The organism is Candidatus Hinthialibacter antarcticus, assembly GCA_030765645.1.
GTDB classification, from domain to species: Bacteria; Hinthialibacterota; Hinthialibacteria; order Hinthialibacterales; family Hinthialibacteraceae; genus Hinthialibacter; species Hinthialibacter antarcticus.
The window spans coordinates 32510-56569 of record JAVCCE010000023.1; the positions used below are offsets into that span (position 1 = coordinate 32510).

25 protein-coding genes are annotated in these 24060 nt (G+C 50.8%); 19 read left to right on the forward strand and 6 right to left on the reverse strand.

The window, feature by feature from the left end:
• Positions 1-61 precede the first annotated feature (61 nt).
• Genes P9L94_06805 through folB form a run of 3 tightly spaced genes read left to right on the forward strand, consistent with a single transcriptional unit; the run spans position 62 to position 1854 of the window.
• Positions 62-769: a nitroreductase family protein gene (locus P9L94_06805; GenBank protein ID MDP8243772.1), complete on the forward strand. Its 708-nt coding sequence runs from the start codon at positions 62-64 to the stop codon at positions 767-769.
• On the forward strand, positions 766-1488 hold the full coding sequence (locus P9L94_06810; protein MDP8243773.1) for an SDR family oxidoreductase: 723 nt from the start codon (positions 766-768) through the stop codon (positions 1486-1488). The genes P9L94_06805 and P9L94_06810 overlap by 4 nt, the downstream gene beginning before the upstream one ends.
• 18 nt (positions 1489-1506) lie before the next feature.
• Positions 1507-1854: a dihydroneopterin aldolase gene (gene folB / locus P9L94_06815; GenBank protein ID MDP8243774.1), complete on the forward strand. Its 348-nt coding sequence runs from the start codon at positions 1507-1509 to the stop codon at positions 1852-1854.
• Here folB and P9L94_06820 read toward each other — a convergent pair.
• Positions 1851-3065 (reverse strand): AI-2E family transporter, encoded by a 1215-nt coding sequence (locus P9L94_06820; protein ID MDP8243775.1) that lies wholly within the window; start codon positions 3063-3065, stop codon positions 1851-1853. The two genes, folB and P9L94_06820, sit on opposite strands and share 4 nt — an antisense overlap.
• Positions 3066-3307: 242 nt before the next feature.
• Between P9L94_06820 and P9L94_06825 the strand changes: the two genes are divergently transcribed.
• Positions 3308-4069 (forward strand): inositol monophosphatase family protein, encoded by a 762-nt coding sequence (locus P9L94_06825; protein MDP8243776.1) that lies wholly within the window; start codon positions 3308-3310, stop codon positions 4067-4069.
• Positions 4070-4247: 178 nt separating this feature from the next.
• Here P9L94_06825 and P9L94_06830 read toward each other — a convergent pair whose 3' ends face one another.
• Together P9L94_06830 and P9L94_06835 are read right to left on the reverse strand one after the other, a co-directional pair.
• Positions 4248-4868, reverse strand: a complete 621-nt coding sequence (locus tag P9L94_06830; GenBank protein ID MDP8243777.1) for an NYN domain-containing protein — start codon at positions 4866-4868, stop codon at positions 4248-4250.
• A 190-nt stretch (positions 4869-5058) separates the two neighbouring features.
• Positions 5059-5499, reverse strand: coding sequence for an Hsp20/alpha crystallin family protein (locus tag P9L94_06835; GenBank protein ID MDP8243778.1), 441 nt, complete (start codon positions 5497-5499; stop codon positions 5059-5061).
• A gap of 466 nt (positions 5500-5965) precedes the next feature.
• Here P9L94_06835 and rpmH point away from each other — a divergent pair, with 466 nt between their 5' ends.
• The 13 genes from rpmH to P9L94_06900 all read left to right on the forward strand — a co-directional run bounded on the left by rpmH (position 5966) and on the right by P9L94_06900 (position 18337).
• Positions 5966-6112, forward strand: coding sequence for a 50S ribosomal protein L34 (gene rpmH / locus P9L94_06840; protein ID MDP8243779.1), 147 nt, complete (start codon positions 5966-5968; stop codon positions 6110-6112).
• Positions 6113-6164: 52 nt separating this feature from the next.
• Entirely contained in the window at positions 6165-6530 is a 366-nt protein-coding gene (gene rnpA, locus P9L94_06845; GenBank protein ID MDP8243780.1) for a ribonuclease P protein component, read from the forward strand.
• 9 nt (positions 6531-6539) lie between these two features.
• Positions 6540-6827, forward strand: a complete 288-nt coding sequence (gene yidD, locus P9L94_06850) for a membrane protein insertion efficiency factor YidD (protein MDP8243781.1) — start codon at positions 6540-6542, stop codon at positions 6825-6827.
• A 57-nt stretch (positions 6828-6884) separates the two neighbouring features.
• Positions 6885-8858: a YidC/Oxa1 family insertase periplasmic-domain containing protein gene (locus P9L94_06855; GenBank protein ID MDP8243782.1), complete on the forward strand. Its 1974-nt coding sequence runs from the start codon at positions 6885-6887 to the stop codon at positions 8856-8858.
• Positions 8859-8913: 55 nt separating this feature from the next.
• Positions 8914-9852 carry an RNA-binding cell elongation regulator Jag/EloR gene (gene jag, locus P9L94_06860; GenBank protein MDP8243783.1) on the forward strand — a complete coding sequence of 313 codons (939 nt, stop codon included), beginning with the start codon at positions 8914-8916 and terminating at the stop codon, positions 9850-9852.
• A gap of 1180 nt (positions 9853-11032) precedes the next feature.
• On the forward strand, positions 11033-13258 hold the full coding sequence (locus P9L94_06865; protein MDP8243784.1) for a bifunctional (p)ppGpp synthetase/guanosine-3',5'-bis(diphosphate) 3'-pyrophosphohydrolase: 2226 nt from the start codon (positions 11033-11035) through the stop codon (positions 13256-13258).
• Positions 13259-13377: 119 nt separating this feature from the next.
• A complete protein-coding gene (locus P9L94_06870; GenBank protein ID MDP8243785.1) occupies positions 13378-14001 on the forward strand; it encodes a prepilin-type N-terminal cleavage/methylation domain-containing protein in 624 nt (207 codons plus the stop codon).
• Between the two features lie 325 nt (positions 14002-14326).
• Positions 14327-15253, forward strand: a complete 927-nt coding sequence (locus tag P9L94_06875; GenBank protein ID MDP8243786.1) for a hypothetical protein — start codon at positions 14327-14329, stop codon at positions 15251-15253.
• A gap of 147 nt (positions 15254-15400) precedes the next feature.
• The gene (locus tag P9L94_06880; GenBank protein MDP8243787.1) at positions 15401-15607 is read left to right on the forward strand and encodes an addiction module protein; all 207 of its coding nucleotides are present in this window, start codon (positions 15401-15403) and stop codon (positions 15605-15607) included.
• Positions 15607-15903 (forward strand): type II toxin-antitoxin system RelE/ParE family toxin, encoded by a 297-nt coding sequence (locus P9L94_06885; protein ID MDP8243788.1) that lies wholly within the window; start codon positions 15607-15609, stop codon positions 15901-15903. Before P9L94_06880 ends, P9L94_06885 begins: the two co-directional genes overlap by 1 nt.
• Before the next feature lie 682 nt (positions 15904-16585).
• Positions 16586-17188, forward strand: coding sequence for a superoxide dismutase (locus tag P9L94_06890; GenBank protein ID MDP8243789.1), 603 nt, complete (start codon positions 16586-16588; stop codon positions 17186-17188).
• A gap of 168 nt (positions 17189-17356) precedes the next feature.
• On the forward strand, positions 17357-17845 hold the full coding sequence (locus P9L94_06895; protein ID MDP8243790.1) for a superoxide dismutase [Ni]: 489 nt from the start codon (positions 17357-17359) through the stop codon (positions 17843-17845).
• A gap of 132 nt (positions 17846-17977) precedes the next feature.
• Complete coding sequence (locus P9L94_06900) at positions 17978-18337, forward strand: STAS domain-containing protein (GenBank protein MDP8243791.1); 360 nt, start codon at positions 17978-17980, stop codon at positions 18335-18337.
• 105 nt (positions 18338-18442) lie between these two features.
• Here P9L94_06900 and P9L94_06905 read toward each other — a convergent pair whose 3' ends face one another.
• Genes P9L94_06905 through P9L94_06915 form a run of 3 tightly spaced genes read right to left on the reverse strand, consistent with a single transcriptional unit; the run spans position 18443 to position 21577 of the window.
• On the reverse strand, positions 18443-20269 hold the full coding sequence (locus tag P9L94_06905) for a DUF2961 domain-containing protein (GenBank protein MDP8243792.1): 1827 nt from the start codon (positions 20267-20269) through the stop codon (positions 18443-18445).
• Positions 20223-20927, reverse strand: a complete 705-nt coding sequence (gene queC, locus P9L94_06910; GenBank protein MDP8243793.1) for a 7-cyano-7-deazaguanine synthase QueC — start codon at positions 20925-20927, stop codon at positions 20223-20225. The genes P9L94_06905 and queC overlap by 47 nt, the downstream gene beginning before the upstream one ends.
• Positions 20928-20935: 8 nt before the next feature.
• A complete protein-coding gene (locus tag P9L94_06915) occupies positions 20936-21577 on the reverse strand; it encodes a radical SAM protein (protein MDP8243794.1) in 642 nt (213 codons plus the stop codon).
• Between the two features lie 290 nt (positions 21578-21867).
• Between P9L94_06915 and miaB the strand changes: the two genes are divergently transcribed.
• Both miaB and P9L94_06925 read left to right on the forward strand, forming a co-directional pair.
• Entirely contained in the window at positions 21868-23220 is a 1353-nt protein-coding gene (gene miaB / locus P9L94_06920; protein ID MDP8243795.1) for a tRNA (N6-isopentenyl adenosine(37)-C2)-methylthiotransferase MiaB, read from the forward strand.
• Positions 23210-24058: a hypothetical protein gene (locus tag P9L94_06925; GenBank protein ID MDP8243796.1), complete on the forward strand. Its 849-nt coding sequence runs from the start codon at positions 23210-23212 to the stop codon at positions 24056-24058. The genes miaB and P9L94_06925 overlap by 11 nt, the downstream gene beginning before the upstream one ends.
• Positions 24059-24060 lie beyond the last annotated feature (2 nt).

Below are 24060 nucleotides of genomic sequence, written 5' to 3' on the forward strand. Positions count from 1 at the left end.
TGCATTATCATTTCACCATACCGCCGCATTGCGTCGGCGCCAAAATGATTTGGAGATGACAATGGACCTTGAAGCCTTTGAGCGCCTGGTGCGCGAACGCCGCGCCGTACGCCATTTTAAACCGGACCCGTTGCCCGAAGGCTTGTTAGACCGCCTGTTAGATGCGGCCCATTGGGCGCCCAGCGGCTATAATTTGCAACCTACACATTTTGCGGTCGCGACCGACCCCGAACTTCGACAACGGCTGTTGCCTTCGTGCATGGGGCAAAAGCAAATTTGCGAAGCGCCCGCCGTGGTCGTCTTTCTCGGCGACCGCGCTGTGGTCAAAAATAATTTTGAAAAAATGATTCAGGCCGAAAAAGACGCAGGCGTCATCAATGAGGGCTACGAACAAATGCTGCGCAAGATGGTGCCGTTGGCGTTCGACAAAGGGCCGATGCGGACGCATTGGTTATGGAAAAAATTCTTGTTGCCGATTGTGCGCCAGGTGAAGCCAGTGCCAAGGCTGCCTGCGGTCGAAGAAGAATACTGGCTGACCAAACAGGTGATGTTGTCGGCGATGGTATTTATGTTGGCCGCCAGCGCGGCGGGGCTGTCCACTGTGCCGATGGAAGGCTTTGACGAAACCAAAGTGAAAAAGATATTAAAAATCCCCAAGCGTTTTGTGGCGCCGCTACTGTTGCCGGTTGGGTACGCCGTCGATGGAGAATTGAAAAAAACGCGGCTGCCGATTGATAGCCTGGTACATTACAACGAGTGGTCAGCATGAACCAACAGGGAACGGCCCTCATCACTGGCGGATCGCGCCGTATTGGTCGCGAAATCGCGTTGACGCTGGCGCGGCAGGGCTGGCGTATCGCCCTGCATTACAACCATTCGTGCAATGACGCCGAACAACTCGCAAGCGAGATTCAAAAAAACGGCGGCGAATGCGAGCTATTTTGCGCTGACCTCAGCGAGGTGAAATCCGCGACGGCGTTGATTACTGAAACCTTTGAGCGCTGCCCCGACTGTAATGTGTTAATCAACAACGCTTCGATTTTTGAACGGGCGCCATTGCTTGAAACCGATGAAGATTTTTTTGACCGGCATTTCAATATTAATTTCAAGACGCCGTTTTTTCTGACTCGCGACTTTGCGCGGCGATGTAAACAAGGCAGCGTGATCAACCTGCTTGATACAAAAATCACCCAGAAATTCTCCAACTATTTCGCCTACACGCTGTCCAAGAAGGCGCTGTTTGAATTCACCCGCATGGCCGCGAAAGAGCTCGCGCCCGCCATTCGCGTCAACGGCGTGTGTCCTGGCTTGATTCTACCGCCGCCGGGCGACGACGAAGCCTACATCGAGCGTATGCAAAACCGCGTACCCATGAAGACGCGCGGGCGCCCGCAAGACATCGCCAGCGCGGTATTGTTTTTATTAGAGAATGAATTCATCACCGGAGACTGCATTTTTATCGACGGCGGCGAGCACCTTTTGAAGTGACGTTTATAGGAGCCGAATGTGATTATCCGCATCAAGAATTTACGCATCCCCGCCGAAGTCGGCGTCCACGCTTGGGAACATGGCGCGCCCCAACTGGTCGTCATAAATGTGCTGCTTGAATACGACGCAAGCGACGCCGCGAAAAGTGATGCGCTCAAGCACTCGGTCGATTATCAACTGATGACGCAGAAAATTTCCGAAGCGGTGCGCGCTGTCCATTTTCATTTATTGGAACGCATGGCGGAGCACGTATTGCAAATCATGATGGAAGACGAACGCATCATTCTGGCGGAAGTCGAGATCGACAAACCCGATGCGCTTACGCTGGCCGATTCAGTGTCGGTGTCAGCAAGAGCGCACCGCTAATTCTTCTTCGCCCAGGTTTCGAGTTCGTCGAAGACCACGTCTTTCATTAGAATCTTGATGCAAGACGCAATCGGAATCGCCAGCAGTAGTCCGTAAAATCCTGCGACCGCCGCGCCTACCATCATCACAATAATGACCTCGATGGCGTTGAGGTTTGAATCCTGGCTTTGGATGTAAGGCGTCAGAATCCACGCCTCTAAAAACTGCCCGCCCTGAAAGACCAGCGTCGGCCAAATCACCACCGCCAGCCATGAAAACTCAATGGTCGGGTCGCCGATCACTTCGAGATACTTAAACAGCATCGCCAGCGGCCAGATCAATCCCGACGCGAAGGGGACAATATTAAGAAAGCCCGCGATCATGCCCAGCAGCAACCAATAGGGTACGCCGACAAACCACCAGCCAATGGAAAGCATCGCGCCTAATATCACGGCGATGATGAGCCGTCCGCGAATGAAACTGCTGACCGATTTGTCCATCTTTTTGACGGTGCTGACCATGCGCTCGCGCTGGCTGGCGGGGATATAAATCTCGACGCCGCGCATCATCGGATAAAAATGCCATGCAAAATAAAAGAAATAAATCGGGATCAAGATCGCCGCAAGCAGCAGGTAGGTCGTAGTCCCGACGATGTCGCCGACGAAGCCGAGCGTGCCCTTGAGTGCGCCGGCGGTGCCTTTGAAGAGGGTTGATACGGTGGCGCTGATGGCGCCAAGATATGACCCTGCGTTTTCTTGCGCTCGTTCGGGCAGGCCTTGAAGGTGCTCGCGAATTTTTTCTTCCAGTTGATATTCTTCAATAAAATAACTGATGGATTGCAAAATATCTTTGAGGATGGTATCGCCTTGCTCGTTTTTCAGTGAATTGATATAGCCTTTGATGTTGAAGATCAAATCTTTGGCTTGTTGAAATAATACGGGGACGAGTATCGCGATTGAAATAATCAACACCAATATCAACACCGTAAACAATATGCTGATGATAAAAGGCCGCGACAAGCGAAAGCGTTGTTCGGCGTAATCAATAATCGGGTTGAATAGATACGCCATGCCCAGCGCGAGCAGCACCGGCATGAATACGCTTTGCAGATAATAGCCGAACCAGATCACCGCGACGAACAGCGTCATCCAGATCAAATCGCGCACCGGGCGCAACTGCCAAATGTGCCGGTCCGCCCAGACTGGCTTGGGGTTGTTTTCAGGCTGGTTCATGGCCGCTTCCTCAATGGCGATTTTTGTTGGCTTGTCTTTGCAATGATGAAACTCTAGTCAATCGAAATCATTGAAACTTGTCAAGCAATTCTCGTGTTTAATTTATGTACGAAGCGCGTGAAATATTATTTCAATCAATTCCGGGCGGCTTGAGATTTGATTCAATCGTGAGAAACGCTCGCCTGCGCTGGCGATGATTGCTAAGATGACAAAAACATAAATGCGCTGAGGAACCCCCTACTATGAAAGAACTATATGACTTCGCCTTGCAACTTGCCGACCAGGCGGGCAAAAATACGCTGAACTATTTCCGCCAATCGTTTGAAATCGAAACCAAGGCCGACTCGTCGCCTGTTACGATTGCGGATAAATCGACCGAAGAACTGATGCGCGTGGAAATTGAGAAGCGTTTTCCTGATGACGGCATCGTTGGCGAAGAGTTCGGCGTCAAAGAGGGCAAGACCGGGCGCCGCTGGATTCTTGACCCCATCGACGGCACCAAATCGTTTGTGCGCGGCTTCCCCGCTTACGGCAACCTGATCGGCGTGGTCGAAGGCGAGCAATCCATCGTCGGCGTGGTGAATATCCCGGCGATGGGTGAAATGGTATCGGCGTTTCAGGGCGGCGGCTGTTTTTATAACGGCGAACGTTGTCAGGTTTCGAAGGTCGCCGCCGCCGACAAAGCCACGGCGTTGAGTTCAGATTTTCGCGACTGCGCCGAGCGCTGGGGCGACAAGGCGCTGCTACGCTTGTTTGCTGAGACTAAGTTGCAACGCTCCTGGGGCGATTGTTACGGCTATTTGATGGTCGCGACCGGACGCGCCGAAATTATGGTTGACGCGTACCTGCATATCTGGGACGTCGCCGCGCTGGCCCCGGTGATACAAGAAGCGGGCGGGACTTGCACGGGCGTGGATGGCGCCTTCGACGTGAACGTCGATCACTTGGTCGCAACCAACGGCGCCTTCCACGAACAGGCGCTCCAAATTTTCCGGGGTGAATGATTCCGTTCGGTTATAATCTGACCAAGGAAGATTACGATCGTTTCGAGCGCTATGCGTACGTCACCCGGACAAATTTAGGGGAGAAAACCAGCGAAATTTTGGTCAACGAGTCGTTAAAATTCGTCGCCCAATGCCCCAGACCTGAACTCGAATAGAAAAAGAGAATGTAATTGGATTATTACTTTGATTTGTGATTAAAAATCGGTTTCGGACAATAACTCATAAGTCCATCAATGTGTTCCTTTAAGTCAGGTGAGATATGGTTCCACATCGGGTCGAGGATGAAATCAATTCCTTCTCTTCTAGCAAGTTTTGCAGCGGGGACGAAATCACTATCTCCTGCGACAAGAACAATTTTGCTAACTTGCTGCTTAAATGAAACAGAAGCAATATCGACCCCTAGTTTCATATCAATTTGTTTTTGCTTTATGTCCAAAGCAAAATCACCATCAACAAGATTCTCAAATTTGACCTTACCATTGATCAATTGCCGCATAACCTCTTTTTTGGGATACCATGTTGGCTGAGTGTCGTTTACTTTCCCAAGACGAAGCGCAACTTTTCTTTTTTGTTTTAATTGTTCGTATAATTCTAAACGGAATTGAGCAACAGGTGATTTTGATAAATCATACGTTTTTTTAGAAATTGGAAGTTGCACTTTTTTCTTCGAAGGAGGGCAATCATAAAAGAAAATACGATAAAGATGCTCTTTATCCTTTTTAGCATGGGTTACAGCATGAGCAAAGACTGCTTTCGCTACAACAATAGGGGTCTCTCGAATCGTATTTTGTGTAAACATGTGGGAAGCGTTTTAAGAAAAAACCACCGTCAATGAAAATCGCTGTTTTCATATCCCCCCTCCAAATGAAAAACTCCTTGGGATCGGCGCTCCTGTAATAATTCTAGGAACGCGTACTGCCAAGGAGCTAATTGTTTATAAAAAAACAACACTACCTATTTAACAAAAGATGGCAATGATGTCAAGCTATTTATTCGACAAATGCAACCGGGATGCGCTGTAAGGGGGCGGATTCGTTTTTGGGCACCGTCAGGGTCAAGACCCCGTTACTCAAAGCGCATTCAGCCAGATCAACCGCCGCCAATGCCGGCAGCAAGACCCGTCTCGAAAACGAAACAGAATCGTCCTCCCATGACATGGTCTGAGTAGAAAATTCGTCAACGCTAAAGCGCCGCTTGCCACGGACTGCCACCGCGTCTTCATAGACATCTATATCGAGGTCGTCTTGATGGACGCCGGGCATTTCAAACTGGAGAACAAATTTGCGGTCATCCTCAAACAAATCGACCGAAGGGCTCCAAGCCGTCTGTTGGGAGGTAAAATCAGCCATCTGTCCCCAAATTTTTAGCGGCTGCAGATGAGAATTTCGATGGCCGCGCGAGCGGGACGTAATCGAATTCAGCGGAGTCATTGTCCTTTTTCTCCTTGTATTTCTGTTCCGTGCTGAAAATCCGCTGTTGCATAGAATGAACTACCCCATAACAGTAGCAAAAAACAATCCAAATAACAATAAAAATATAGAAATCCTAAACATCCCTGCAAATACGTAGTTTACGTATTATAGTATGTATAATTTAAAATCAAAAATCAATCGGTTTTTTGCAGATTTAGAAACAAATGTGTCTCTTTTTGTGTAACTCTGGCCCAGTTTCTCAAAAACGGGATACCGAAACCTGGTCAATTTGACAGAGCGAGGCCCGCTGGGGCTTTATCAAATACCCGTGACTTCTATCCGCGCCGGATTGCTTGACTTCCAATGTTGACAGGCTATGCTTTTTCTTTCCAACACTGTTGAATAAAGATTCAACTTTCGTTTTGAATCGAGATGCATTTTTAAATGCAAAACGAAAATTATCCGAGAAGATTAAGAAGAGACAATGGTAAAACGTACCTATCAACCCAGCAAAATCAAACGCAAACGTTCACACGGTTTCCGTGCGCGAATGAAAACACGCGGCGGCCGCGACGTAATTAGACGTCGTCGCCAAAAAGGACGCCACCGTCTGACAGTGTCTGATAAATAAGCGCTGACGGGTTCTCATTACACTAAACCAAACAGGATCCGTCTGGAACTCGTTGAACGAGCGATTTCAAACTAAAGAACGGCTGCGAAAAAACAGCGAAATCCGCGAGGTTTTAAAACAACCGGGTACGCGGGGCCGCTTTATGACGGTTCATTTCAAGAACGGCCTGAGCGGCTGTTCGCGATTCGCTGTTGTAGCCGGACGCGTTGTGGGAAACGCAGTAACGCGAAACCGGGCGAAACGACGCTTGCGCGAATTATTCAGGCGCAACAAAAACGATTTCGCCCAGGCGGTTGACTTGGTGGTTCGGGTAAAACCGGCAATTCGTAACGCCGGATTTGAAGAGATTGAGCACGATTTTTTACGCATCTTAGACCAACGCAACGTGCGAAACCGCCCATCGCCCCCTCAGCCGTAACAAAGGCAAATGGCGCATTTTTTGGGGAAAACCTTTCACGACGCCGCACAATGGCCCCGGTGGTTCGCCGCCGCAATCATTCGGGCCTATAAGGGTTTCGTTTCTCCGTGGCTTGGGCCGCGGTGCCGGTTTACCCCGACTTGTTCTGAGTATGCAATTGAAGTCATCCAGTCGTTCGGCGTGTTGTATGGCGGATGGTTGACTCTTAAGCGCCTCGTTAAATGCCAGCCTTTGCATCCAGGGGGAGTTGATCTCCCCCCGCGCCCGAACGCCCCACAAGTGCGCCCGACAAAATAATGTTGCGGACTGACCTCAAACTCAGCCGCCCAAGTCACAACTGGATGCGACGCATCAATGGATAACGAAAAACGCCTCTTTCTAGCCTTCGCGCTTTCCATGTTGGTCATATTGGCCTTTAGTTGGAACAACGCAAAGAACGCGCCTCCGCGCAAACCACAAACGGAAACGCAACAGAACGCTGCCGCTCCCGGCCCGATTTCGTCTGCGTCGCCGACTGCGACCCAATCTCCAGCGCCAAACGCCCCCGTAAACCGTACGCAAGACCGTACGCAGTCATCTCAGGTCGCGAATGGGTGGGGTTGGTTAGAAACCTCCTCTGATTCGGTTGATAGCGGCGAAGTCGTGGTCGAGTCGGAACGCTACCAAATTCGCTTCTCTAAACAAGGCGCTTCCCCTGTCTCATGGAAACTGCTGAGTTACCCCCAATTATTCTCCAAAAAGCGATACCTCAAACTCGAACAGCAATATGGTTCACCCGTCGATAAAGAAATCGCCCAGTTAGAAATACAACTTTTAGAGCAAACCAAACAGACAGAAGACGAACAACAGCCCGTCAACGCCATCAACCCACTATTTGACGCAGGCCGCGCAGGCATGGTGGTGCGTTGGGGGCAAGACCGCTTTGATCGCGACGTTACATATACCTGCGACGCTGAATCGGTCACCGTATCCGGCGAGACCGAAATCGTCTTTCGCTCCGTTCACCAGGATATCGTTCTTGAAAAACGCTACCAGTTTTATCCCGACAGTTACAAAGTTGATCTAGAGATTCGCCTCATCAATCAATCAGACCAGCCGCTTGCGTTCCAACAGCAGGCTTTTTATGACATCAATTGGCAGGGCGGGTTTGGCTTTACGTCCCTGCGAACCGACGCCGCGAACAACGCGCACGTCCAAATGGGCGGGTCGGTCACAACAACGCTTCATCCCGCGTTACAGAAAACATTTGGGGTGTCAGGCGTCAGCGCGCCAGTATTTTTAGGTAGCCAGTTGGCTGGTTATCGCAACCCGACATCGTTGATTCCAAATGATGACGGCGAGCAAGTCGGTTGGGTGGGCGTGAGCCAAAAGTATTTTCTAGCGGCGATTATTAACCACACGCCGACCGAAGCCGCCATCCAAGGCTTAATCAGCCCGACCGATGACGAATTGCGCTTCAATAAACCGATGATGGGCGTACGTATGCGGATGGCCCCGTCGCTCCCAGCCGGCGCCTCGCACATCGACCGCTTCACGCTCTATGTCGGCCCCAAAGACGTCAAAGATATGGCGATGGCCGACGCCACCCTCGAAGACGCGCGACAGCTGTTTTTGTTTAGCAGTCTGACAGGCCCCATCGCATCATGGATGTTGTGGCTGTTGCAGTCCTTCTATTCTCTGGTACCCAACTACGGCGTTTGTATCATTTTGTTGACGCTGCTGATTAAGTTATTGATGTTCCCGGTCATGCAAAAGCAAATGCACTCCATGCGTAAAATGCAGGCGCTGCAGCCGCACATCAACCAACTCAAAGAGCAACACAAAGACGATGCACAGAAGATGCAGAAGGAACAGATGGAACTGTTCCGCAAGCACAAGGTGAACCCGTTGGGCGGGTGTTTGCCGATTTTTATTACCATTCCGATTTTTGTCGCGCTCTATTCGACCTTTAGTTTATCGGTCGAGTTGCGCGGTGCGCCGTTTTTTGGGTGGATCACCGACTTGTCTCAACCTGACGCCGCGTTTTACATTCCATTGGCGTCATACATCATTGACATCAACATCTTGCCGATTGCCTATACGCTGCTGATGTTTATCAGCATGAGTATGCAGAAAATGGAAGGCCCAAACGCCGCCGCCATGAAGATCATGCCGTTCGTCTTCGTCTTTATCTTCTGGCAAATCGCTTCCGGCGTCATTCTCTATTTTGTTATCAGCATGCTCATTGACGTGATTCAACGAATTATCATCGAAAAGACGAACAAAGAGGACCTGCTCGCGCCGCCTCCAACAGAAAAGAAGCGATCTGCGGCGCGCAAAAAAGCCTGACAGCGGCTCCTCACACAATGGGTTTCTTCCCGAACCCGGGAGGTGGAAAGATAGAATGAAAGAAATTACGTGCAAAGGATCAAGTATAGACCTCGCAACTGACGAAGCGCTGAAACAACTGGGCGCCTCACGCGACGAAGTCGCCGTCGAACCAATCTCGGCTGGCTCATCAGGTTTCTTAGGATTATTTGGCGGCAAGCCTGCGGTTGTTCGCGTCTCACTGCGGCCCGATGAGAAGATTCAAGCGCTCGTCTTCATGCGCAACATTCTGCGCATGATGAGCGTTGAATCGGAAATGGACGTCCAAAAAGTAGACGGCGAAGTCCTCATCACATTGGGCGAGAGCGCATCGTCGCTGATTGGCTCACGCGGCCAAACGCTCGACTCGCTGCAGTATCTTGTCTCGCGCTTTCTCAGCGGCGACAAAGACCGCGATGATTTCAGCAAAGTCGTCATCGACATCGACAACTACCGCGACAAACGCGAAGACGACCTCAAAGACATGGCGCTGCGCATGGCGGAGCAAGTAGCAAGCACCAAACGCGATATGCGCACCGATCCGCTTACGGCTCCTGAGCGGCGCATCGTTCACATGACATTGAAAGAAAACCCCGACGTGACCACGTTCAGCATCGGCGACGGCTCACGCAAACGCATCGTCATCGCCACCACCGACAAAGACGCGCAACGCGCCCGACGTAACGACAGTCGCAGCGGAAGCGGAGAACGTCGCAGCAGCGGAGGCCGTTCCGGCGGACGCTCCAGCGGTGGTCGCTCAAGCAGCAATCGCTCCGGCGGACGCCCAAGCAATAACGGTGGAAACAGCGGCGGCGAAGGCGAACGCAAAGGCGGCAACAGCGGAAATTCGCGCGGCTCGCGCGGCGGCAGCGGACGCCGTCGCGGCGGCAGTGGACGCGGACGCCGTCCCCAAGGCAGCGGCGGAAGCGAAGGCGGCGGCGCCCCGCAAGGCAATAGCGGCGGCGGTGACAGCTAAACGCAACGCAGAGTCCAACTCAGCATATCAAACCGCCCGGAACGTTCCGGGTGGTTTTTTTGTATCAGAATTCGATACAAAATTTAAATATCCATTTATTCTCTAGGGTTGATTCAGCATTTTACGCATTCGATCAATTGAAAAATCATATTTGATGTAACTCATCGGCATCCGGTTGATTTTTTGTGAGATTGATACAATTAACCATGGTTCTGTACGCCTTAAATCAAAGTAGTAATCTTCGAAAAAATACCGATAATCATTCATGGACCCTGTAACATGCCGATTATTTGTTTTCTTTATTGCGACGAACTTTTCCGTATCGGCTTCCATATCTGAATACGCTTTAATATCCAATCCATCCGCCTCAAAGTGCATTTCCAAATTCGTCCAAAACGTATCCCCGATGTTGACAATATCCTTTTTAAGAACGCCAAAAACAAAAACTGCGTAAAGAGTTGTTGTGTGAGTAAATAAAAGGCATTTTTTTCGATCAAGAAAAAAAAAGATTCACATGCCATTCATATCGGGAATCGATTTCGATTTCTGATAATGGCATGTGAAACCGCTTGAATTCATCAAGCAATTTCTTTGTACAACGCAAAGAAATAGGTGGATTCATTTTTTTGGTTCTTCCGTAAATTGGATACTTTTTTTATAAATTGAATTAAGATTTCGCTGCATGTGGCATGGGTACAACTCTGCTCGCTTCAGTGCGGGCTTTCAGGCCCTTATGCACAGGCGCTCCCAGAGTTCCACCCATACCTGATTGGTTTGTCAATTTTTGAAATACCGGAGCCTGTTTCTGAATAAATATTATGGCCATCCATCAATGTAAGTACTCACTTACCGGATGAACCCAAAAAAATCACCGGTACAACTCCATCCCTTCAATCTTTGATTGATTTTGCAGGATTTCGTCGAGCCGCCAGGAGCGAATGGTTCCAATAAAACTGAATTCTCTGAGGGAAGTGATACCATGCTACAGCATCATAAATGTCATCGCAATGTGACTTGACGTTATAGAAATCAAGGGCTGCCCGCTTCGCGGTCTTGACTCACCACCCTGCCCTGCCGCATGGATTCAAATATTTTCAACCCTCTATTCCCCAGGCGCATAGGCATTGGAAATCGGCTTCGGCTATAATAAACAAGCAAAACAAGTGCGAGGCGGTTGTCGATGGTATTGAAGCAGTCAGAAGTTGATTCCAGGGCCAATTTACCGTTCGAGGATGATTTCCCCATTCTCGAACTGCTGCTGCGTAATTACCTCTCCGGCGATGATATCCAACGAGTGCGTAAGGCCTACGATTTCGCGTTTGAAGCCCACCGCGACCAAAAGCGCGCCAGCGGCGAACCCTATATCAACCACCCCATCGCCGTCGCCGAAATTCTGGGCGAATACCAGATGGACGCTGACGCCGTCTGCGCGGGCCTGCTGCATGACGTGCTGGAAGACACGCCTTATACGCTTGAAGACCTCAAGCAACGCTTCGGCGAAAAAGTCGCCAGCCTGGTGCAGGGCGTCACCAAAGTGGGGCGCATCGGCCACGCCTACCGCAGCGAGAACGAAGTTGAAAACCTGCGGCGGATGTTGATGGCCACCGCTGAAGACATTCAGGTCATCGTGGTCAAGCTGGCCGACCGCCTTCACAATATGAAGACGCTGCATTTTCTGCCGCGCCCCAAACAGCGCCTGATCGCCCAACAGACGGTCGATATCTATGCGCCCCTCGCTCACCGCCTCGGCTTCGGGCGCTTTAAATGGCAGCTCGAAGACATGTGTCTGCTGTTTTTGCACCCCGAAGCCTACGACGTCATCAAAAACAGCGTCTCGCTCAAACGCCGCGAGCGCGAACAATATATCATCCAGGCGGTCCATGATCTCGAAGACGGCCTCGAAGAGAAGAAGATCACCGCCACTGTCGAAGGCCGCGCCAAACACTTCTATAGCATCTATATGAAGATGCAGCGCGACAACAAAACCTTTGAAGAGATTTACGACTTGATCGCGTTGCGGGTCATCTGTGATTCCATCAGCGATTGCTATGCGGTGTTGGGCGAGGTGCACACCATGTGGCGCCAGGTCGGGGGGCGTTTTAAAGACTACATTTCAAATCCCAAACCCAATAATTACCGTTCGATTCACACCACCGTGCTCGGCCCGCACGGGCGCCTGATCGAGATTCAGATCCGCACGCTCGACATGCACTTGATCGCCGAACAAGGCGTCGCAGCGCATTGGCGTTACAAAGAAGAAAAAAAGCGCCGTCCCAACAAAGCCGACGGCAAATGGATGGACGTTCTCACTCAGGAACTGCCCGACACCAACGATCCAGAAGATTTTCTGCGCTCCATCCGCACCGACTTTTTTTCCGACGAAGTGTTCGTCTACACGCCCAAGGGCGACCTGGTGCGCTTGCCGGTCGATTCGACCCCGATTGATTTCGCCTATCGAATCCACACCGAGCTGGGGCATATTTGTCACGGCGCTAAGGTAAACCAGCGGTTGGTGCCGCTCAATCATCCATTAAAAACCGGGGATGTGGTCGCAGTCTTGACCAGCGCCAACAGCCACCCGTCGCCCGCATGGCTCGACATCGTCAAGACCGCGTCGGCGCGCAACAAAATCCGCCGCTATTTGTTGGAATCCCGCTGGGACGAGTTGAAAGACACCGGGCAAAATAAACTGACGAAGGAACTTAAAAAGGCGGGCTTCAACGCGCTGGAATTTTATAATTCTGATAAAGCCCAATCCATCGCCAAGTCATTGAAAGCCAAATCGCTGGAAGAAATGTTTGTCAACATCGGCTTTGGGCGCATCTCGATCAAACAAGTGTTGGCGCGACTGCTTCAACCAAAAGCCAAACCGAAAACGCCCAAAAAAGAGCCGAAACAATCCGACCAAGGCTCGCTGGTCAAACTCGGCGATATTGACAACATCATGTACCGCCTGGCGTTGTGCTGCAATCCGCTGCCGGGTGACAACATCACCGGGTTCGTCACGCGCGGGCGCGGCGTCACCATCCATAAATCATCCTGCCGCAACATCCAACATCACAATGGCGAAGCCAACCGCATCCTGCCGCTGTTTTGGGAAGGAAACCGCAGCGACCGCCATTTGATTTCTATCGAAGTTCGCTCCATCGACCGCCGCAACCTGCTGAGTGAATTATCACAAACCGTCGGCTCAACCGGGACCGACATTCTCTCGTGCCACAGTGAGTCGGTGGGAGAGTTGGCGGTATTTCGTTTCAAGATTGAGATTCGCTCGACCAGCCATCTCAACTCGGTCATGCAACAATTATTGGGCGTCGCCGGCGTCAAAACCGTTCGCCGAATGAAGGACGAACCTGTGAACCATACAAATGCGCAACAAACAAAAATAGACGAAAAACCGTCATGATTTTTGACCATTCATTTTCGATTAAACGAACTATAATGCGGTCGCTGTCCCGGCTGCGGTACTCACTTCACCGGAAACTCCACCTGGCGGAATTTTGAACTTTTTTTTGAGGTGCGCTAATGAGACAAAACGCCCAAGGCGGATTCACGCTGATTGAGTTATTAATCGTCGTCGCCATTATTGGAATATTGGCCGCGATTGCCGTGCCGAATTTTTTAAGCGCACAAATCCGCGCCAAGGTCGCGCGAGTAAAGACCGATATTAGCGCACTCGCCAAAGCGCAGGAAATGTATTTTCTTGATAACAACAGTTATCCGCCCGAATCAGAAGACGATATCTTCACCGGACGCAGGCCTCCGCAATCACGCGGCCTGTTTTTTTTAACGACGCCGATTTCCTATATGAATTCTCTGCCCAGCGATCCGTTTCAAGACACGGCGGAAAAACGCTTTAACCATGCACAAGCCGCCTATGAAACCGGCGTCTATAAAAAAGGCAAAAATAACGTCGCGTATGCGATGTTTTCACAGGGGCCTGACATTGCTGAGAACGGCATCTATTCAGGCCAAGCCTTCACCGGCCCTCAACGCAACAACGGACAGGGAAACAGTTACGCCACCTCCAACGGCATCACCAGCGCTGGCGACATATTCTGGTACGGCGGCGACCCCGGCGTAACCAGGGGCCTCATTGTTGACGGCAGAACCTACAACGGAGGGTTCCCTCCAAACCTGGGCGGATAATTCGCCTCTTCGTCTTGCGCTCGCAGGCGCTGTCCGCAACAATAGGGCAGCGCTTTTTTGTTTTGGTGGGCTGCTTCGCGAGCCCACCCTACCTTGGTTTATGTACAATATCAGATCGTAGGGTGGGTTCTTAACCCACCAGATGAAACCGGGGAAATCGCATGCGTTTTCCATACCTTGGTTAATGTACAATATCAGCGTGCCGGAACCTGCCTGCCGCAGGCAGGCAGGTCAGTGATAGCCGAAATCCCCCCTAGCCCCCCTTAATAAGGGGGGTGGCGCAAAGCGCCGGGGGGATAAAAGGTTTGCGGAAGAGAATAGTAAAATGGACTTCTCAAAGTTAAAACGCACATCACTATTCGACCGCAAGAGCCTTGTCGAAGAAGCCAAGACCTCGCGCCCGGCTGACAGCCCGGCCTCGTTTCAAGATTTTTGGAACGCCCTGCCGCAATTTTTGAAAGTCAACGACCTGCGCAAACTGGTCGCCGCCATACAATCCGCGCGCGAAAAAAAGAAACCCATCATTTGGATGATGGGCGCCCACGTGATTAAAGTCGGACTCGGCCCCTGGATCATCGACGCCATCGAAAATGGGTTTATCACCGCCGTCGCCATGAACGGCGCGGGCATCGTGCATGACTTTGAACTGGCGCTGGCAGGCTCGACCTCAGAAGACGTGGCGGAATCTCTCGTCAACGGCAGTTTCGGCATGACCGAAGAGACAGGGAAAATCATTAACGAATGGATCGTTGCAGGCGCTGCGCAAAACCAGGGACTCGGCGCCGCGATTGGACAGCGAATCGCCGGATCAGATTTCAAACATAAATCATTGAGCATCCTCGCGGCGGCGCATGAGAACGGCGTCCCGGTCACGGTGCACGTCGCTATCGGGACGGACGTGATTCACCATCACCCGGAGGCGTCAGGCGAAGCCATCGGCAAGACCTCGCTAGCGGATTTCCATAACCTATGCGAGACCGTATCGCAACTGGGCGAGGGCGGGGCCGCGATCAATGCAGGCTCGAACGTCATTCTGCCGGAAGTATTTTTGAAGGCGCTGACCACGGCGCGTAACCTCTGCGGGCCGATCCACAACTTCACCACCGCAAATTTTGATATGGTCCAACACTACCGCCCCAATACCAATGTAGTGAACCGTCCCATCATCGGCGGCGGGCAGGGGTTCACCTTCACCGGACATCACGAAATCATGCTGCCCCTGCTGTTTACAGCGCTGAAAGAAATTGAGTAGTGAAATGGTGGGTCAAGAACCCACCCTACAACTGCTGCGCTGAAGGAAATATAGACAAGGACAACCAATTGATCTCTTTTATGCTCCATGATCGAAATCGGCTAGAATGATGTTGATCTATAAAACTTCGAAAACGCGAGGTGAATAATGAGCGCTCGTGAACTTCTCATACAAGCATTGAAACTTGAGCCGGAAGATCGATTCTCCATAGTGGAAGGACTCATACAAAGTCTGGATGCGCCGAATAAACATATTGATGATCTATGGGCCCACGAAGCAGAACAACGTCTTCTTGCGTATCGGGAAGGCAAACTTGGAGGTATTGCGATAGAGGACGTATTCAAGGAAGACTAATGCGCGTCGTTTTTACTGAATTTGCAAAACAAGAGTTAGACAATGCGGTTGATTTTTATAATCAAGAATCTTCCGATCTTGGAAAAAAATTTAGCAACGAAGTAAAAATGGCGGTTCACCGTATCACCCACTATCCACACGCATGGTCCTTGCTCCGGGGTGAAGTTAGAAAATGTCTATTGCATGCGTTTCCTTATAACGTGCTGTACTCCGTTGAAAAAGATCATATCCTCATCATTGCGATTGCGCATCAACATAGAGAACCCGATTACTGGATTGATCGCAACGCCACTTAGACTGCAGGGGTTCGATCAAACCTACCCCCTGGCGCTTGAGGCGCCTTCCCCCCTTAAAAAAAGGGGGGCTTTTCCGCAATGTGTTTTATATAAAACATCCTGTACTTCATCCGCCTAAAAGTTACCAAAATACAAATATAACAAAATTTCTCTACTTTAATGGCTGGGTGGCAAGGGCAAGGCGGCGCAAAGCGACGGCAGCCCTTGAGTAAATCATGATCCCCCCTGGCGCTTGCAGCGCCTTCCCCCCTTAAAAAAAGGGGGGCTTTTCCGCAATGTGTTTTATATAAAACATCCTGTGATTCAGCCGCCTAAAAGCTACCAAAATACAAATAGAACAAAAATTCTCTACTTTAATGGCTGGGTGGTAAGGGGAAGGCGGCGCAAAGCGACGACAACCCTTGAGTAAATCATGACCCCCCTGGCGCTTGAGGCGCCTTCCCCCCTTAAAAAAAGGGGGGCTTTTCCGCAATGTGTTTTATATAAAATATCCTGTGTTTCAGCCACCTAAAAGCTACCAAAATACAAATATAACAAAAATTCTCTACTTTAATGTTGACATTTACTGTTAAATAAAGGAAAATATTTATAAAGTAGCGGGGACCAAACGCCTCACCCTAAGCGGAAACACATCCCCGCCTCTCTCAGATCAGAAAATCAAACACTTTTTGGAGGACATACCATGGCTTACGAATTACCCGCATTGCCTTACGCTTACGACGCTCTCGAACCGAACATTGATGCGCGCACGATGGAGATTCACCACACCAAACACCATCAGGCCTATATCAATAAAGTCAACGACGCCCTCAAAGGCTCCGAATTTGAAGGCAAAGCAATTGAAGACGTGATTGCCAACCTCGGTTCCGTCCCTGAAGCCATTCGCGGCGCCGTGCGCAACAACGGCGGCGGCCACGCCAACCACTCGCTGTTCTGGACGGTGATGGGCCCCAACGGCGGCAGCCCCTCCGGCGAATTAGCAGCAGCCATTGATTCGGACTTGGGCGGATTTGAGAAATTCAAAACCGATTTCAGCAACGCAGCCGCAACCCGCTTCGGCAGCGGCTGGGCTTGGATTAGCGTTGACGGCGGCAAACTTGTCGTCGAAAGCACCGCCAACCAGGATTCGCCGCTCAGCGACGGTCGTACGCCGATTCTCGGCCTCGACGTTTGGGAACACGCCTACTACCTGAACTACCAGAACCGCCGTCCTGACTACATCTCCGCTTTCTTTAACGTTATTAACTGGGATGAAGTGGCAAAGCGCTTCGCGGCCGCCAAATAAAATGTTCAGAATAACTTTCCAATTGGAAACTTAACAAAATATGTATAGTATCTAGGCGGCTGCGTGAGGCGTGATTGCGTCAAACAAGGCCGCCTCGTTTCTTTTCGTTGTTTTGTAAGCAACGAACTGCGCCTCATAATTCGCTCATTTTACCAAGGAGAATGATTGATGAAAAAACGCACCCTACTCGCAATTGCCGCTGTTTTTGGATTGATGATCGCAGCAGGCGCTATATTAAACGCGCCCCAAACCGTTATGGCTCACTGCCAGATTCCCTGTGGAATCTATGGCGACGACGGACGCTTCGCCACCTTGGCGGAACATATCACAACGATGGAAAAGTCAATTACATTAATCAATGAATTGGCCGAAAAAGAAGGCGCCCAAAACGCGAACCAGCTGACCCGCTGGATCATCAACAAAGAAGCCCACGCTGACGAGTTCGCTGATATCATCACCAAATACTTCTTGCAACAACGCCTGAAACCAGCGGAATCAAAATCGGGCGCCGCGTATGACGCCTACATCAAAAAATTGACCTTGTGCCATGAGATGTTAGTGGGTTCGATGAAGGTCAAACAAAATTCCGACGTTGCGCATACCAAACAACTTAGTGAATTGCTTGAAGCGTTCCATACGGCCTACGCCGCTAAGTAATTCAAAATATTCAACCCTGTAATAAAATGCGGTCAGGATGTCAAAAAACATTCTGGCCGCTTGTATTTTATATGTTGTTTTTGATTCTGGCGGCTATACTTTGGAGAGAAGAAAGTTAAAGTTAAGTTAACTATGGCAATCTGGCACCAACATACAAACGACTGTTTTATCATTCACATTGATGAACTTCACCTCTCCGAAGAAATCATTGATCGTGTTCGGCAAGTATTGACTGTTGCGTTTTTAAACAAAAATTTTCAAGTGATTCTTAACTTGGAAGGCTGCACGATGATTGATTCATTTTTCATCGGCCTCATTATTCAAACCTACCGGGAATTACGCGAATTGGGCGGAAACCTCCGCTGCGCCGCCGTCAACGACAACGTCAACCATGCGTTTGAAGTGATCCGTCTTAATCAAGTTATTGATATTTGCGAAACGGTTGAAGACGCCATCCAAAAATTTGAGTCTGAAAAAAACGCCCAAGTCTAGCCAACGATTTTCTATCGACGCAAAAAAGCCGCTTTTAACCAAAGCGGCTTTTTTAATCGAGACCATTTACAAACAGACCCATCAAAACAAGGCAGCGACATTCACCTAATCGGTCGCGCCCACATTTTTTTCAATATGGTTAACTTGATTGATGTCCCAAATCGGCGCGTAGTGGATCCACCAATCGCCGGGCTGCATTTTAATATATAACAAGTCGCCAATTACCAGAGGGCTGTCGAGGCTCGGCCGGTCGGATTTATTTTGAGAAACGCTGAAATGAAACAGTTGTTCGTTTCGCTGCGCAAATGACGCGCCTGGAACGCCATACCAATAATGCACCCACTCAAAGTGGACATTACTATCACTGGGAAGGTCAGCGGCAGACGCTTGGACGGGACAACCCATTTCTTGAATTCGGACCAATGAAGTCTGAAACGGGACCGAGTCGAGATAGTGATAGCGGAAGCAAAAAGAACGTCCGCCTTTAAAATCATCTTTCATCCGGCAGCCATGCGTCGGCCCCCAAAACTGGACCGCGCCTTTGATGCGATTGTAGCCATTGATGTAATGGTCAAGCCCCGTCCCTTGAATCGAGGCTTGAGGCTCTCCATCAATGAACATATAGTCGTCGCCTTCAAAATAATAATGTTTTTCGTCGCCGTATTCGTCTGATATGGTTTTGACGCTGCATCCCATATAACGGCCTTTGCCGTCATACTCAAACACGGGGTAGATATACCCAAGGTATCCATCACGTTTTTGGGCTTGGGCGTAAAAATACATTGCGTCTTTATTGATTTCATCGAGAGCGAGCCGGTATTCAAAATTCAATTGCACAGGCGCGGCGTTTGTTGATTCGATAAAAATCTGGGCTTCTTCATGAAACGGCATATACACTTGCGTCACCAGCATTTTTTTATGCGGCAAGTAACCATAGGCGGGAATGCTCCACCCAGCGCTGGCATCCACCACATTAAAAAATTCCGCGAAGGTGCATTCTACGGCAGGTTCCACCATTGAATCCCAATAGATTGTGAGTTTGAGATTCATAAACACGTCCATGGTGAAATCAGGCGTGGTGAATTGGAGATATTGAATCGCCGCCGGGCCTTTTAAAGACGCCACCAACGTCCTCGAATCGGGGGCGAGAGACAAACTGCCGGAGCGCTTATTTAAGTCTTCAAAATGCTGGTCTGCGGTTGATGAAATATATTTAAATAAATCGGCCTTGGCTTGCTGGGTGGTTTCATCAAACATCGGGGAGAAGGTTTTGGTTTGGACGCCGTCGCCCCACCGCACCGCCTGCACTTGGTATTGAACGCCGCTGTTGCTGTTTTCGATTGCGATGCGGCAACGCTTTTCGTAGGGCATGGGCATATAACATACATTGCCGCCGCCGCTGTTTTGAGGATGGTAGACGAACAAGGTTGTGAAAGGCTCGACTTTTTCAGAAAAGAAGTCGCGAACCGGAGCATCAATTCGCGGTTCAGGTTCATCATCAAAATAGACGCGGATCGCGCCGCTCACGTTGCCTGAAAGCCATAAGCGGGTAATGCAGCCCGGGCCTTCGCCGTTGAATAAGACGTTCCATTGTTTGCCGTCGTCTTCAAAGTTTCCTTGAAACACATCGGCGTCAAATAATTCGCCGGTATTATGGCTTGAGGTATATTCCACGGTTTCAGAAGAATACAAAATCGCCATCGCGGCGGGATTAGCCATGCGCTTCATCATGTAAGCAACGTCGCGTAGGTTCGACGCCGCCGCGACTGTAACCGGCGTCTTGACTGGCGCAGCGGCTGCGCCCGGATTATCGGGCGGCGGCGGGCTGCAAGCGCAGAATACGCTTAGAAGAAAACCCAAAATAACGAACGGCGCGACGGACGCCTTAGGCATGTGACGAATAGGATGTGGGATCAGGGACGCCAGATTCATGAAACCCTTTCTTTCGCAATTGGCAGCTGTCGCACAAGCCGCAATGTTCGCCCGCGCTTGTAGGATCATAACAACTGTGCGTGTGTTCATAGGGAACGCCCAACGCATGGCCCCGTTGAACGATCTCGGCTTTGCTCCACTCAATCAATGGCGTATGAAAATGGACCGGACGGCCTTCTACGCCGGTTTTCAGCCCCTGACGCGCCATTTCTGCATACGCTTTCATAAACGCAGGGCGGCAGTCAGGGTAACCGCTATAATCCAGCGCATTCACGCCAATGAATATATGATGGCGTTCGCAGACTTCCGCATGCGCCAACGCAAACGATAAAAAGATGATATTGCGCGCCGGGACATAAGTCACGGGGATGGCGCCCGCCATTTCATCCACCGAGCGCCCTTTGGGGACGTCGATCTCGTCTGTCAGGGCCGAATGCCCGAACTGCCGCAAGTCGATATTCACAATCCGATGGTCGCTAACGCCGTAATGTTGCGCCAAGCGCTCCGCTGCTTCGAGTTCAATCGCATGGCGCTGACCATAGCGAAAACTCAGCGCGGCGCAGTCATACCCCTGGTCGCGGGCAATCGCCAGCGTGGTCGCGGAATCCAACCCGCCGCTTAATAAAACCACCGCCCGTTTTGGTTGCGTTTCATTCATTGGATTTCTTATACGCCTTTCGCATCCGGCGCCCAGATATATTTATGGAGTTGCAGTTGCAATCGCGCTTCAATGCCGTCGTCGAGAATCCACTGCGCCAATTTAACAGAATCGAGCACGCCGAACGACGGCGAAAAATAGATGATATAGTTTCCAAACAGGGCATGGTCATTACAAACGGCGACCGACCAGTCGTAATCTTCACGATTGGCGATGACGAATTTCAACTCGTCCCGTTCAGACAACAATTTTAGGTTGTCCCAATGATTGCGACGCGCCATGCGGCTGGAAGGCGTTTTGACGTCCATAATCTTGATGACTTGCGCCGGGAGGACATCAATCGCAAAGGCGCCGCTGGTTTCGACGAGCACGGTTGCGCCCAGATCAAGCAAGCGCTGGCACAGTTCGGGCGTATTGGGTTCTTCGAGCGGCTCGCCGCCGGTAATTTCGACCAAATCCGCGCCCAGTTGTTGGATTTGAGCAATCACGCTTTCGATTGCCTGTTCAGTCCCTGACTCAAAACTGAGCGCATAACCGGTATCGCAATAGGCGCACCGCAACGAACAGCCCGCTGTACGCACAAACGTGCAGGGACGCCCGGCGTAAGAAGACTCGCCCTGGATGCTGCGGTAGATTTCTGAAATTCTCATTGGTATCGCTCTTTAACTATCTGAAGTCTTCTCAAAAAAGATGCACAGGCGCTCCCAGAGTTGCACCCATGCCAGAATTGGTTTTCAATTTTTAATGAATGTTAATACCATTATCGCAATCATTGTTATTGAGATGGTTTTTAACTTTCACCATTTTGGCGTGTCAGTCAAAGCAAGGCAAGCGTAAGCCCGCTCCCTCGCGTTATGGACGAAAGGACATTATTATAATAGTTTCTGCACCGAATCGGCATCCAAGCGATCTAAATCAAATTGAATAAAAAAGCGAAAATATGAAGTATCACATTCAAACCTTTGGCTGCCAGATGAACGTCTACGATACCGAGTCGCTGGCGGGGCTTTTAAACCGCGCCGGACACGAGTCGACCGAAAATCTCGAAGAAGCCGAAATGATTCTGCTCAACACCTGTTCGATTCGCGAAGGCGCCGAAGAGCGCGTCCGCGGGCGCACCGGGCAACTGAAACAATATAAAGATATCGCCAAACTCAAATACCTGGGCATCTGCGGCTGTATGGCGCAAAAAGAAGGCGAACGCCTGCTCGAAAAAATCCCCTATCTGGATTTGGTGATGGGGCCGGGCGCCATCGGTTCGGTATCGCGGCTGGTGGATGAAATGCAAAGCAGCAAAGGCCCGGTGTTAGACCTGCACGGCCTCGAAGACGACTACGACGAAGTCTTCCCGGTTTCAAATGATGAAGTGGCGTACCCGCGTTTTGTGTCGGTCATGAAAGGCTGCGACAAGAAGTGCACCTTCTGCGTTGTGCCCTTTACGCGCGGACCGGAACGCTCGCGGGCGCCGCATATTATTCTGCAAGAAGTTGAAAACCTGGTCAAAATGGGCCACAAAGAAGTCACCCTGATCGGCCAGACCATCAATGCGTATCAGTGGAACGAAATTGATTTCGCCAAACTGTTAGAGATGGTCGACGCCGTGCCCGGTTTGGAGCGTTTGCGGTTTACCACCTCTCATCCCAAAGACGCAACCCAGCCCATGCTGCGGGCGATGGCGGAACTGCCCAGCCTGTGCGAGCAATTGCACTTGCCGGTGCAATGCGGCTCCAACCGCATCCTGCGCCGCATGAAGCGCTTATATACCAAAGAAGAATATCTCGACATTATCAGCGACTACCGCCGCCGTTTTACGGGGGCCGAGATTCCACCGTCTCTCACCACCGACCTGATTGTCGGCTTTCCCGGCGAGACCGAAGAAGACTTTGAGATGACGCTCGATCTGATGCGCGAAGTGCGCTATGACGCGGCGTTTATGTTTAAATATTCGCCCCGGCGCAGCACCGCTGCGCTCAAACTCGATGGGCAGGTCGATGAATTCACCAAGGCGCGACGGCTCGATAAGTTGATCAAATTACAAAATGAAATCGCCCGCGAACTCAGCGACGCCATGGTCGGCAAGACAGTCGAAGTTATGGTGGAACAAGTTCACCCAGAACCGCAAAAGGGCATGACCTACGGGACCCGGATGCGTACCGGGCGCATCGTCATGCTTCCAAAAGAACACGGCCCGTTTGACATTGGAGATATTGTTGCCGTTACGATTACTTCGGCGGCCTACTTCACGTTATATGGAGACCCCGTCAGTAAACAGGTGAAAACCATTGTGGCGTAAACGGTTTCTTATTTTTGCACTGACCCTGACGTGTCTCGCTTGGCCTGGTTCAAGCATGGCGCAGATGGCGCAGATATTGAATCCCGCCTCGAATGCGCTCGACCCGATTACCCAGCGGGCGCTGGATGAACTCAACCGCCTGACCTTAATGGGCACACCAGAGCAAGTGCAGGAACAATTGCTGCGCGTCATCAACAGTTCAGGCTACATCAAGCCGCTGGCGCGGGTGTTTTATCAGCTGGCGGCGCAAAATGAAGGCGACGCCACCCAAGCAGCGCAACATTATTACAACGTGATTGATAAATGGCCCGAGTCGGCCTGGGCGCAAAAGTCGCTCACCGAACTGGTCCCATTGATTTTGATGAGCGAGGGCGAGATCGGTTCCGCCTATATTCAATCTCTTTGGGAAAAACAAGAACCGCTATTGGCCGAAGCAGACGACGCCATGCAAGTTGGAGAAAATTCGCAAACGCTTCGCGCCGACGTCTTCCTTAATCTGGTGTATCTCGCCAACCAACAAGATCAGAGCGGGCGCCTGGAAGCCTTGTCTCAACACCCTCTCGCCCAACAACCCGCGACCGCCGAAACGGTGGCGTTGGCGCGCGCTTCCTCGTCGATTCATTCGGGGCGTTCTGAGTTGGCGCAAGCGCGCCTGCAAGCCTGGTTGTCAGACTGGCCCCATTCGCCCTTGCGGGCGTATGCTTATGTTTTATTTTATGAGTCGTCCGCTGATCCTGCCAGCAGAGATGAGTCGGTCGTTCGGGTCAGGGAAGATTATGCGGAAACTTTAGAAGCGAAGTTGCTCGAGAGGGTCTTGTCGAGCAGCGGCCGATTTTAAAG